This is a genomic window from Mycolicibacterium gadium, from assembly GCF_010728925.1.
In the GTDB taxonomy this organism is placed as follows: Bacteria; Actinomycetota; Actinomycetes; order Mycobacteriales; family Mycobacteriaceae; genus Mycobacterium; species Mycobacterium gadium.
This window is the reverse complement of sequence record NZ_AP022608.1, coordinates 1,942,513-1,954,851: the sequence shown is the minus strand read 5'-3', so window position 1 is coordinate 1,954,851 and position 12,339 is coordinate 1,942,513. Positions and strand designations below refer to the sequence as shown.

10 protein-coding genes are annotated in these 12,339 nt (G+C 65.0%); 6 read left to right on the top strand and 4 right to left on the bottom strand.

Going from position 1 to position 12,339, the window contains the following annotated elements; genetic code table 11:
- From G6N36_RS09770 to G6N36_RS09760, 3 genes are read left to right on the top strand one after another with little or no spacing between them, the layout of a single operon-like run.
- Nucleotides 1–1,038: an acyl-CoA dehydrogenase family protein gene (locus G6N36_RS09770; protein ID WP_163686339.1), complete on the top strand. Its 1,038-nt coding sequence runs from the start codon at nucleotides 1–3 to the stop codon at nucleotides 1,036–1,038.
- A gap of 9 nt (nucleotides 1,039–1,047) precedes the next feature.
- Nucleotides 1,048–2,241, top strand: a complete 1,194-nt coding sequence (locus G6N36_RS09765) for an acyl-CoA dehydrogenase family protein (RefSeq protein ID WP_163686338.1) — start codon at nucleotides 1,048–1,050, stop codon at nucleotides 2,239–2,241.
- 1 nt (nucleotide 2,242) lies between these two features.
- Nucleotides 2,243–3,253, top strand: coding sequence for an NAD-dependent epimerase/dehydratase family protein (locus tag G6N36_RS09760; RefSeq protein ID WP_163686337.1), 1,011 nt, complete (start codon nucleotides 2,243–2,245; stop codon nucleotides 3,251–3,253).
- A gap of 36 nt (nucleotides 3,254–3,289) precedes the next feature.
- Here G6N36_RS09760 and G6N36_RS09755 read toward each other — a convergent pair whose 3' ends face one another.
- Together G6N36_RS09755 and G6N36_RS09750 are read right to left on the bottom strand one after the other, a co-directional pair.
- Nucleotides 3,290–4,519, bottom strand: a complete 1,230-nt coding sequence (locus tag G6N36_RS09755; protein WP_163690575.1) for an amidohydrolase family protein — start codon at nucleotides 4,517–4,519, stop codon at nucleotides 3,290–3,292.
- A 2-nt stretch (nucleotides 4,520–4,521) separates the two neighbouring features.
- Nucleotides 4,522–5,670 (bottom strand): thiolase family protein, encoded by a 1,149-nt coding sequence (locus G6N36_RS09750; RefSeq protein WP_163686336.1) that lies wholly within the window; start codon nucleotides 5,668–5,670, stop codon nucleotides 4,522–4,524.
- A gap of 93 nt (nucleotides 5,671–5,763) precedes the next feature.
- Here G6N36_RS09750 and G6N36_RS09745 point away from each other — a divergent pair, with 93 nt between their 5' ends.
- Together G6N36_RS09745 and G6N36_RS29580 are read left to right on the top strand one after the other, a co-directional pair.
- Entirely contained in the window at nucleotides 5,764–7,977 is a 2,214-nt protein-coding gene (locus G6N36_RS09745) for a molybdopterin-containing oxidoreductase family protein (protein ID WP_163686335.1), read from the top strand.
- Nucleotides 7,978–8,128: 151 nt separating this feature from the next.
- On the top strand, nucleotides 8,129–8,773 hold the full coding sequence (locus G6N36_RS29580; RefSeq protein WP_197746606.1) for a DUF2510 domain-containing protein: 645 nt from the start codon (nucleotides 8,129–8,131) through the stop codon (nucleotides 8,771–8,773).
- Nucleotides 8,774–8,782: 9 nt separating this feature from the next.
- On the opposite strand, the gene G6N36_RS09735 is transcribed toward G6N36_RS29580, so the two are convergent.
- Nucleotides 8,783–9,994, bottom strand: coding sequence for a CaiB/BaiF CoA transferase family protein (locus G6N36_RS09735; RefSeq protein ID WP_163690573.1), 1,212 nt, complete (start codon nucleotides 9,992–9,994; stop codon nucleotides 8,783–8,785).
- A gap of 191 nt (nucleotides 9,995–10,185) precedes the next feature.
- On the opposite strand from G6N36_RS09735, the gene G6N36_RS09730 reads away from it, so the two are divergent.
- On the top strand, nucleotides 10,186–11,685 hold the full coding sequence (locus G6N36_RS09730) for an aldehyde dehydrogenase family protein (RefSeq protein ID WP_276068185.1): 1,500 nt from the start codon (nucleotides 10,186–10,188) through the stop codon (nucleotides 11,683–11,685).
- Between the two features lie 14 nt (nucleotides 11,686–11,699).
- Here the strand turns inward: G6N36_RS09730 and G6N36_RS09725 are convergent, their stop codons facing one another.
- Nucleotides 11,700–12,338 (bottom strand): TetR/AcrR family transcriptional regulator, encoded by a 639-nt coding sequence (locus tag G6N36_RS09725; RefSeq protein WP_163686333.1) that lies wholly within the window; start codon nucleotides 12,336–12,338, stop codon nucleotides 11,700–11,702.
- Nucleotide 12,339: the final 1 nt, after the last annotated feature.

Sequence of the window (12,339 nt, the reverse complement as noted above, 5' to 3'; positions counted from 1 at the left end):
ATGGACCGTTACGAACTGCGGAGGCTGGACTACAGCCTGTCGGACGACCACGAGGCGATACAGTCCGCGTATCGGGAGTTCTTCAAGACTCACTGCCCGATCGAAACCGTCCGCGCCGCCGAGGAATCCGGATTCGACAAGAGTCTGTGGGAACGCCTGTGCGCCATGGGTGCAACCAGCATGGCGCTGCCCGAATCCAGCGGAGGAGACGGCGCCACCCTCGTCGACCTGACGCTGGTGGCCGAGGAACTCGGCCGGGTGCTGGCGCCGGTTCCGTGGATCGACCACATCTGTGCGGCGCGCCTGCACGCACGGCTCGGCACGGTGGAACCCGACGTGGTCAACGGTAAGCAGCTCGTTGCGCTCGATCCCCGACACGACAACGTGTCGGGTGTCCGCCTGATACCGACCGGCTCGATCGCGGATCACATCATCGTCCGCGACGGCGACGAAGTGGTGCGCCTGACGTTCGGAACACGTCCGGCCAAGGTCGACAACATCGGCAAGATGCCGATGGCATGGGTCGATCCCAGTGCGGCCGATGACCGTACCGTCCTGGGCAGCGGTCCGAAGGCGTTGAGCGAATATCAACGTGCACTCGACGAATGGCGGGTGCTCACTGCTGCAGCGCTTGTCGGACTCGTCGAGGAGACGATGACCATCGCCGCGGAGTTCGCCAAATCCCGCTACACGCTCGGTGTCCCGATCTCGACGCTGCAGGGTATCTCGCATCCCCTCGCCAACATCGCCATCACGGTGCAGGGCGGACGCAACCTGGCGCGGCGCGCCGCGTGGTTCCTCGACAACGAGCCCGACGAGCGTCCCGAGCTGGCGCCGTCGGCGTTCGTGTTCATGGCCGAAGAAGCCTCGAAGGCGGCGACGATGGCGGTTCATGTTCAAGGCGGTCTTGGTGTTTCGGCTGAAGCGGCCGCCACCGCCTATCTGGTGCGGGCACGGGGGTGGTCGTTGGCCGGTGGCGACCCCGGCGTCACCGCCAAATACATCGCCGAGATTGTGTCGGCACGGGAAGGCAGGTAGGGGCCGCACATGGATTTCTCACGGGTCGAACTCTCCGATGACGATCAGGCATTCCTGGAGGAGGCGCGCGCCTTCCTGCGCACCCACGTCACAGACGAGGTGATCCGCCGTGATCGCGAGACCGGCGACAATTTCGACGAGGGCGTGCACTTGGCGCTGGGTGAAGCGGGCTACCTGGAGAAGGAATGGAAGCCGGAATCGGAGGGCGGTTTCGATCGCCTCCGGGCCCGAATCTGGGCACTGGAGAAGCGCCGCGCCCACGTGCCGTGGGTTACCTCGGGCACCACCGCCATGATCGCGCGCTCGGTGGAGAAGTTCGGATCACCCGAGCTCAAAGCCGAAGTGCTGCCGCAGGTTTACAGCGGCTACGCTCGACTATGCCTTGGATACACCGAACCCGAGGGTGGGTCCGACGTCGCAACTTGCAAGACCCGCGCGGTGCGTGACGGCGACGGGTGGGTGATCAACGGATCGAAGATGTTCACCACCGGCGCACACAACTGTCAGTACGTCTTCCTGATCACCAATACCGACCCGACGGCACCGAAACACAAGAGCCTGACCATGTTCCTCGTTCCGCTGGACTCACCGGGTATCGAGATCCAGGGTGTGCGGACCGTCGACGGCGACCGCACGAACATCGTTTATTACAGCGACGTTCGCGTCGACGACAAATACCGGCTCGGCGAGGTGAACGACGGCTGGACAGTGGTGCGCGAACCGCTCAATGTCGAGCACGGCGCGGTGGAAGCCGCGCGGGACGGTCTGCAGGACGTGTCGATCATGATGCACCAGGCCGGATTCATGGCGACCGCGGTCGACAGGGCGGCTGCCAAGGTCGCCGAGACGGCACCCGACGGCCGTCGCCTGGTCGACGACGGCGCGGTCTCCTACCGGCTGGGCCGAAGCGTCGCTCGGATGGAGGCGGCCCTCAGCGCGCCGAGCATCTTCGGACGTGTCGCGCTCGCCCAGACGATGCGCGACATCTCACCGGATCTGATGGACATCCTCGGCACGGCGGCGTCGCTGCCGATCGGCACCGACGGGGCGGCCGACGACGGGGCCGCCGAGTACGTCTACCGGTTCGCGCCGCTGGTCGGCATCTACGGTGGCACTCTCGAGGTATTCCGAAACATGATTGCGCAGTACGCGCTTGGTCTCGGTAAACCGGCATACGCACCGGTCACCACGAAGGCGTCGTAGTATGCCCTCGCCGCGTAGGGCTCTCGTCATGGGGGCGAGCGGGTTCGTCGGCTCCCACGTCACTCGAAGGCTCGTCGAGCGCGGCGACGATGTGCGGGTGTACCTCCGCAGGTCCAGCAAGACCCTCGGTATCGACGACCTCGACATCGAACGGTGCTACGGCGATCTGTACGACGAGGAGGCGTTGCGGGCTGCGATGGCCGACCGCGACGTCGTGTACTACTGCGTGGTGGACACGCGATTCCACTTGCGTGACCCGGCACCGCTTTTCGAAACCAACGTCAACTGCCTGCAGCGAGTGCTCGGCATCGCCAATGAAGCCGATCTGTATCGATTCGTGTTCTGCAGCACCATCGGCACAATCGCCCTCGGCCATGGCCGGCCGGCGACGGAAGACGATGCGTTCAACTGGCCGGGGGTAGGCGGACCCTATATCGAGTCGCGCCGCAAGGCGGAGGAACTGGTCCTGGCTTATGCCCGCGACCGGGGACTGCCCGCTGTCGTGTTGAACGTGTCCAACCCGTACGGCCCACTGGACTGGCAGCCGAGTCAAGGGCTGATGGTGAAAATGGCTGCTCACGGCCAACTTCCGGCTTACGTCAAGGGGGTGTCCACCGAGGTGGTGGGTATCGAGGACGTGGCGGACGCGTTCCTGCTCGCGGCCGAGCACGGAAGGGTCGGCGAGCGCTACATCATCTCCGAGTCATACATGTCGATGCGGGACTTGCTGACCACCGCTGCGGACGAGGTCGGTGCGCGACCACCGCGTTTCGGCATCCCGCTGCGAGTGATGTACGCCGCGGGCTTCGTCACTGGAGTGGTATCTCGATTGCTGCGACGCGATCCCGTCATCGATGTGACGGGCGTGCGACTCCTACACACCACATCGCCAGCGGACCACGGTAAGGCGACGCGGGAACTCGGCTGGAAGCCGAGCCCTGCGGCCGAATCGATTCGCAAGGCGGCACGGTTCCACGTCGACCATGCCAAGGATGTAGCCCGCCGGGGCTGAGCCGGCCAGCCTACCGCGAACCGCCGATGTCGCCGGCTATGCGTTCGACAGCACGGGCGGCTCGAGCGCCGCTGGATCAGGGTTTGCGATCGGCAGTCCCATGAACCGCCGTGCGTTGTCGCCCATGAAGTCGTACGTCCGCCGCTCGTCCATGCCCTCGGCGTACTTCCAGAACCCTTTCGGCTCGGCAAGTCCCTCCGGGTGCGGATAATCGGACCCGAACAGCACTTTGTCCCAGCCGACCGTTGTCACGACATCGGAGACGCAACCTTCCCAGAACGGGCTCACCCAGATGTTGCGGCGGAACACGTCGTGTGGATGCTCGGGAAAGTTCTGCGGCATCTTCTTGCGCAGATCCTCGAAGTCGTTGAACAACGGGAAGATCCACGAACTACCGTTCTCGACGCTGGCGATCCGCAGCTTCGGGAATCGGGTCAGGGTGCCGTGACAGATCAGGGCGGCGATCATGTCCGAGATCTCCCGGTGGCCCAGCACCATCCAGCGGAACGCGCTCTGCGCCATGAAGTTCTGGGTGTGCGGCGGTTCCCACTTGGCGACGTAGTCGTCGAGCGGCGGGTAGCTGGCGTGCAGGACGACGGGCAGGCGGGCGGCCTCGACATCGCGCCAGAACGGGTCGAACTCGGGCAGCGCGGGTGACCGCCAGCCCCGGATACCCTTGACCGGACCGGGTTTGATCAACAAGACTTTGACGTCGTTGGCCAGCAGGTACTCCAGCTCACGCTGGGCCCCGTCGACCTCGGAGAGGTTGATGATCGGTGTTGAGAACACGCGGTCCTCGTAGTTGAACGTCCACTGCTCGAGCATCCACCGGTTCAGCGCATGGATGACGGCCAGCGACAGCTCGGGGTCATCTGCGGTCGCGTGCTCGATGAGGCTGGCCAGTGTGGGATAGTTCAACGCCTCGACGACACCCTGACGGTCGAGTTCGGCCACGCGGTCGACGGGGCTGCGCGTCGCAGCGGGCGCATCGATGGCGGGCCCTTGCATTTCGCGCAAAGTAAGCCCTTCGGTGTTCTCGCCGGCGAAGAACTTCTCATGCGCACCGGGCGCGGCGACGCGTTCGAATGTCGGGTTGGGGATGAAGTCGTTGACCCGGTTGTTGATCACGATCCGCGTGTGTCGTCCGAACTGAGCGAATTGCACAGCACGCGAGTACTTCTCGGGCAGGAACTTCGTCAGCGAATCCGACGTCTCGTACATGTGCTGGTCGGCGTCGAAGATCGGTGCGCCGGTGAACTGGGTCATGGTCACCTCGTGAGGATCGTCGCCGCGGCGGTGCCGGGCGCCCCGTAGAGTTGGGCGAAGCCGACCTTCGGCTCGCCGGGCACCTGCCGGTCTCCCGCCTCGCCTCGCAATTGGCGCACCAACTCGTGGATCTGACGCAGGCCCGATGCCCCGATGGGTTCGCCATTGGCGATCAGTCCGCCGTCGGTGTTGACCGGCAACGTGCCACCGATCTCGGTGGCGCCGTCGGCCAGCAGCTTCTCCTGATCGCCGTCGGCGCAGAATCCGCACTCGGCCATGTGGATGATCTCAGCGCCTGCGTCGGTGTCCTGCAGCTGTATCACATCGACGTCCTCCGGTGCGACCCCGGCCTTTTCGAATGCGGACCGGGCCGCGTATACCGTGGGGGCCACATCCTCGGCGACCGGCGCGAACGTGGTGTTGACCTCATAGGCGCCGTATCGCCGGGTCCTCACCTCGACCGCCTTCAGATATACCGGCTTCGTGCTGTATTTGTGCGCAACGTCGGCGCGACACATGACCACGGCCGCTGCTCCTTCATCGGGCGCACAGAACATGTATTGGGTCAGCGGGTAGTTCAGCATCGTCGAATTGAGGATGTCCTCCACAGCGATGGGCTTGCGGCGGAACGCGTTCGGGTTCAGCGCACCATTGCGGAAGTTCTTGTTGGCCACCCGGGCCAGCGTCTCCTGCGAGATGCCGTGGTCGTGCAGATACTTGTTGGCCTTCATCCCGAAGAACTGCGTGGTGAGGTACTGGCCGTTCTCGGCGTACCAACTCGGCATGCCCACCAGCGCCGGATCTTCGGTGAACGCGCCGCGAGGATGTTTGTCCAGTCCGACCGCGATGCCGATGTCATAGTCGCCCAATCGGATTCCGTCGGCGCAGGCCTTGGCGGCGCTCGCGGCCGTGGCGCACGCGTTGAACACGTTGGTGAACGGGATCCCGGACAACCCGACCATGCTGACGATGGCGTCGGGATTCGCGACAGTCCAGCTGCCACCTGTGGCGGCCTGGATGTCCTTCCACTCGACACCGGCGTCGGCGACCGCGGCGAAAATGGCGTCCACCCCCATCTCCATGGCCGACTTGCCTTCGAAGCGGCCGAACGGGTGCAGCCCGACACCGATGATCGCGACGTCGTAGGTCATAGCTCGAAGCCTTTCGGTCAGACCGGCTGGGTGATCCTCCCATTCGGAGCAACAGACTATCTCAACTGTAACTATTACAGTATCGTAGTCGGCGTGGCACCGGTGATCGAACACAAGCCCACGTTCTGCCGGATCTGTGAGCCGCTGTGCGGCATGATCGCGACCGTCGAGGACGGCCGCCTCGTCGCCTTGCGCCCAGACAAGGAACATCCGCTCTCCGCCGGGTTCGCGTGCCAGAAGGGCATCGCGTTCGCGGAGGTGCAGAACGATCCCGACCGCGTCACGACCCCGCTGCGGCGCGGGCCGAACGGATTCGAACCCGTCACGTGGGACGAGGCGATGGCCGATATCGCCGCGCGGTTGTCGGGCGTGCTGCGCGCGCACGGTTCCGGTGGCGTCGGTTGGTACATGGGCAATCCGGGCGCCTTCAGCTACGCGCACACGTTCGCGGCGCTGCTCTTCACAAAGGGTCTGGGTCGCCACGGCCATTACTTCACCGCCTCGTCGCAGGACACCAACAGCAGGCTGATCGCGAGCCAGCTGCTCTACGGTGTGCCCACATCGGTGCCGATCCCCGATCTGACCCGTACCGATCTGCTGGTCTTGATGGGCGCCAATCCGGTTGTGTCTCACGGCAGTTTCCTGACCGCGCCCCGAATCAAAGACCGAATGCAGGACATCGTCAAGCGCGGCGGACGCGTGGTCGTCGTCGATCCGCGCCGGACCGAGACCGCCGTCGCATTCGAATGGCTGGGCATCGTGCCCGACTCGGATTCGTATCTGCTGCTGTCGCTGATCCAGGTGATGTTCGCCGAACACCTCGTCGACGTCGACCGGGTGAGTCGGGCAGCCGACGGCCTGGATTGGCTGCGCTCGCTGAGCACACCGTTCACGCCGGAGGTGACGGCCGCTCAGACCGGTATCGACCCGGCAAGTGTCAGGACGCTCGCCCGCGATCTCGTCAACACGCCGCGCGCGGCGATCTACGGACGACTCGGTACGTGCGTCGGCCGGTACGGCACGCTCACCACATACCTGATCGATGCGGTCAACCTGGTCGCCGGAAACCTGGACGTCCCGGGGGGTTCGGTCTTCAGCACGATGGGCACCATCGGAGCCAAGTGGCAGAACGCCATGATGGGCGCTGTCATGCGGCGGTCCCGGCGGCGGAAACGTTCGCGTGTCAGCGGGATTCGCAGTGCGATCGGTTCCGAACCCGCGGCGATGATGGCCAAGGAGATGACGACGCCGGGCGACCGCCAGATCAAGGCGATGTTCATCTCGGCGGGAAATCCGGTGCTGTCGGTACCGAACGGGGACGAACTCGAGGCCGCGCTGGAGACGCTGGACTTGTCGGTGGCGCTGGATTTCTATGTCACCGAGACGACCGCGCGCTGCGACTACATCCTGCCCGTCACCACCATGTACGAGCGCGACGACTTCCCGTACACGTTTCAGGGATTTCAGGCGACGCCGTTCCGTCAGGCCACCGAGGCTGTGGTAGCACCCGCTGGTGAATCGCGATCGGAGTGGGATATCGTCGCCGACCTCGCAACGCGACTAGGACGGCAGATTCCGGCATTCGCGGTGTTCGGCGCCGCACGAAAAGGATTGAGCGCCTTCGGGAAGAGTCTCACCCCGCGTCTCATGATTGATGCCCTGGTCCGGATGTCGCAGGGTGGCGACCGGTTCGGCCTTCGCCGCGGTGGTTTGTCGTTGCGCCGCTTGACCGAGCAATACCCACACGGCGTCGTATTGGAACCGCACATCCGAACCGGAGTTCTGCGCGATGTGGTCGGCTATCTGTCCCGTCGCGTGCGATTGGTCCATTCCGATATCTCCGACGAGGTCGACAAGCTCTCGGACAGCGGACATCCCGAGGGCTACCCGATGCGGATGATCGGCATGCGAGAGCCGCGCTCGGAGAACTCGTGGATGCACAACTCGCCGCTGTTGATGCGCGGCGAACGCCGCCATCACGCGCTGATGCACGTCGACGACGCCGCCGAGTTGCAGATCGCCGACGGTGATGTCGTGCGGATCAGCTCGCCCTACGGCGAGATCGCCGTGCCGGTCACCTCCACGAAGGACCTCGTCGTCGGCGTGGTCGCGATACCCCACGGGTGGGGTCACAAAGGCACCGGTGGATGGCAGCTGGCCAACCGCGCGGGCGGCGCGAACGTCAACCGGTTGACCTCCAGTGAGCCCAGCGATGTCGAGTCCGTATCCGGGATGGCCTGGCTCACAGGCGTTCCCGTGCGCGTCGATCGAATTGACTCGGCGTCCACGCCGCAAAAAGTCGAGTAAAGGCGCCCTGAGCGCAGAGCCAGCGCAAGTGATCGGATTGACGGCGTCGCTGACGCGGACCCGGCGTAGTCATGAAACCGCAATACAGCGGTCGATGGCGTCGTAAGTTGAAGCCAAGCCGATCGGAGGGGCAACGGCGAAAGGGCTCGAAGTGGCGATCACATCTGAGCAAGTCGAACTGGTGGCGCGTCGGGTGACTGATGGGCACCTGAAGCCGCCGCACAAGGCGAACCGCGACGTAGATGACCGAATGGCGCGAGAAGAAGCCGCCCCGGCCGTATACCGAGCGAGTCGTGAGTTGATGGGGGCAATCGCGCAGCAAGTCGCGGCCGACGAGGCACTCATCGACGTGAAGCATGCGACCGGGTACTCCATCGCGGCATTCAGCGGGGCCAGGGCCAAGGTGAGCCTGCTTGTGGCAACCAACCGCAGGGTCTGGTTCAGCCGGTACGAGGACGGAACCGTTCAGGATTTGCGTGCCGTCGAATACCCGACGATGAACATCGAGAGGAAGCGAATTTCTCTGGGGTGGCCGAAGCTGGAGGGCGCCACCATCACGTGCGGTGGACCGACCGCAGAATGGCTCACGGAATTGAAGTCCGGTCGTCACCAGCCGTCACCTTGGCTGCAGCCGGGCGCCTCATCGCCAGCTGCCGGGCCGTCCCAGGGCGCGCCCGCCCCTAACTGGTATCCAGACCCATACCGGCGTCACCAATTGCGGTACTGGGACGGCGCCCGCTGGACCCCCCACGTCTCGACGAACGGGGTGACCGCGAATGATCCGGTCAGCCAGTAGCTGGGACGCTTAGGCGATGGCGCCTGCATTCTTGAGCGCCTCGATGCGGTCCCAGTCCATCCCGAGTTCCATCAGCACGATTTCGGTGTGCTCCGAGGCCTGCGGGGCACGCGTCGTCTCCAGCGGCTCGTGGTTGAACTGCACGGGGCCGCGCACGACCTTGAACGGTGCGCCGCCGTCGCTGGCTTCCACCTCGACGATCATGTCGTTGTCGATCGCCTGCTCGTCGGAGGCGAGGTCGATGAGGCTCTGGAACGGCGCCCACTGGCCCTTCATGGTCTTGAGGTGCTGACGCCAGTATTCGAAGGGCCTGCTGCGGATCGCCTCGGCGATGAGTTGTACGCCCGCTTCGGCGTTTTGGATCAGTGGCATGACGTCGCAGAATCGTGGATCATCCGCCAATTCGGGCAGTCCGAGATGCTCGAACGCGTCCCGAATGTATCCGGTCGGGCTGACGATGCACAGGTTTATCGTGCCGCCGTCCGACGTCAGGTAGTTCGCCATGAAGGGGTTGACCGACGCGGTGGTTCCCGGCATCAGCGAACGCATCGTCTCGCCGGTCTCCATTCCCTGGGTGACGCTGGCGCCGGCGGCCCACCACGCGGTGCTCAGTAGGGACACGTCGAGTTCCACGGCTTCGCCTGTGCGTTCCCGGTGGAACAGCGCCGCGGAGATCCCGCCCGCGATATTCATCCCGCCGATCGAATCGCCGAACGCCGGAATGCCCTGTGGCAGTGCCCCGCCGATCTCCTCGGGGGTCAGCGCGTGGCCGACACCGCTGCGCGTCCAGAATGCGGTGCCGTCGAAACCGCCCGTGTCGCGCTCGGCCCCCTTGTCTCCATAAGCGCTGCCGCGCGCGTAGATGATGTTCGGATTGACGGCGCGGATGTGCTCGATGTCGAACTTGTTCTTCTGCCGTTGGGCTGGCATGTAATTGGTGAGGAAGACGTCCGCGGTCTTGGCGATCTCGTACAGGACTTCCTGACCACCGGGGGTGGAGACGTCGATACCGACGCTGCGCTTGCCGCGGTTGGGATGCTCGATCAGCGGGTGGCGGTTGGGGTCGAGTTGGAAGCCGCCCATGTTGATGAAGCCGCGCTGGGTGTCACCGCGCACCGGGTGCTCGACTTTGATCACGTCCGCGCCCCAGTCGGCGAGGATCGCCCCGGCGGCGGGGACGAACGTGAACTGTGCAACCTCGAGAACGCGAACGCCCTCCATCACCTTGATCAACTCGACCCTCTCCCTGCGCACACGTCGTTGTATTCGCCTACTGTAATAGTTACAGTTGAGCGTCCAGCATTGATCAGATTGTACGAGGTTGCAGGGTGAGCACCACCGAGGAATCGGTAGACCTGACCGAAACGAGCGTCGAGGTCGGCAGGCGGGCGGCAGCGCGCGCCGAATCCCGCATGCTCGTCGACGGTGAGCTGGTGGAATCGACCTCGGGTGCGACCTTCGACAATGTCAGCCCCGCGACCGGCCTACTGTTGGGCGCCACGGCCGCCGCCGACGCCGTTGACATGAGCCGAGCGATCGCGGCCGCGCGGCGCGCCTTCGACGAGTCCGACTGGTCGACCCACCGTGAGCTACGCAAGCGGTGCCTGGCGCAATTGCAGTCGGCGATCGAGGCCGAGAAGGAAGACCTGCGCGAGGAACTGATCGCCGAGGTCGGCTGTCCCGCGATGACAACGCAGTCCGCGCAATTGGATTGGCCGCTTGCCGAAGCGCTGCGCTATCCGGCCGGCTTGATCGACGACTTCGAATGGGAGCGCACGCTCGGCGGCGGCGGCCTGTTCGGTGACCGGAACGTGCGCACCGTGGTCAAGGAACCGGTCGGCGTGGTTGCGGCGATCACCCCGTCGAACTTCCCGATCGAGGTCATCCTCAACAAGCTGGGACCCGCGCTGGCGGCGGGTAACACGGTGCTGCTGAAGCCGGATCCGAACACCCCGTGGAACGCCGCGCGGCTGGGCAGGCTCGTCGCCGAGCACACCGAGTTCCCGCCGGGCGTGCTGAACGTCGTCACGACCCCATCGAACGACGTTGCGGGCGTGCTGGGCACCGATCCGCGCGTGGACATGATCTCGTTCACCGGATCAACGGCCGTCGGCAAGCTGCTGATGCGGCAGGGCGCCGACACGATGAAGCGGATGTTCCTGGAGCTCGGCGGCAAGTCTGTCGCGATCGTGCTCGACGACGCCAACCCCGCCGCGATCCTGGGCGCCGCGATCGGCATGTGCGTGCATGCCGGGCAGGCGTGCGCGGCGACCACCCGCATGCTGGTGCATCGGTCCCTGTACGACGAGACCGTCGCCGCCGTCACCGCCGCGTACCAGGGGGTGCCGGTCGGCGATCCGGTACGGCCGGAAACCATTGTCGGGCCGGTGATCAGCGCCGCGCAGAAGGACCGCGTGCTCACGGCTGTCGAGCGGGCACGAGCGGGCGGCGCCGAGATCACCGTCGGGGGAGGTGTGGTCGATGGGCTGCCCGAACACCTTGCGGCCGGTCACTATGTACAACCCACCGTGATCGTCGGTGTCGACAACAACGCCGCGATCGCACGGGAAGAGGTTTTCGGCCCGGTATTGATCATGATGCCGTTCGACGACGACGACCACGCTGTCCGCATCGCGAACGACAGCGCGTATGGCCTTGCCGGCGCGGTTGTTTCGCGATCGACGGAACGCGGCATGAATATCGCCCGCCGTATCCGCACCGGCGCGTTCGGCGTCAACGGCGGGATGTTCTACGGCGCAGACGCTCCATTCGGCGGCTACAAGAACAGCGGCGTGGGGCGGCAGTGCGGAATCGAGGGATTCCAGCAGTACCTCGAGACCAAGACGATCGGATGCCGGATGCCCCGGCCGAAAATGAGTGATTTCGGTGCGCGCACGGTCGCTCAGCGATAGCGAGCGCACCGAGATCACTGATCGATGAGCGTTTGCGCGTGGTCGAGAATGCTCTCCAGGATGTAGTCGTAGTCGATGTCGTCGGCGAAGCCGATGTAGCGCTTGCCGTTCGAGCGAGGAGCGGGGAATCCTTCGGCCTTGTCCTGGATACGCTCCAGCACCGCCGACCCGCGGGTGTGCACGGAGATCGCGCCGTAAACGGCGATGGCCTGGCTCGCATCGAGTCCCGCCTCGATCAGCGCCCCGACGGGCTGCTCGATCTTCTGCAATGCTCCACGTACGGCGCTGCCGCCGAACTGACTGCGAATGAGGACCAGGTCGCACAGGATCGGATTGTCCCGGAAGTGTTTGCGCATCGTATGTGCGTGGTCACGAAGCGACGCACGCCAATTGGAGGCGTCGATGGTCGGCACGGTGAACTCGAACCGCTCCAGCGCGCAATCTGTCATCGCGTCGAGTAGATCGTCCTTGCGCCGGAAATACCAGTAGATGCTGGTGACTCCGACGTCCAGATGCTTGGCCAGCACCGGCATGCTGAGGTTGTCGATCGACACCTGTGCGGCTACGTCGAAGGCGCCCTGCAGGATCTCGTCGGCACTGATCGAGCCGCGGTCCCGTCGCTTGCGGGTGTCGACCTTCGCATGGGCGCCCACA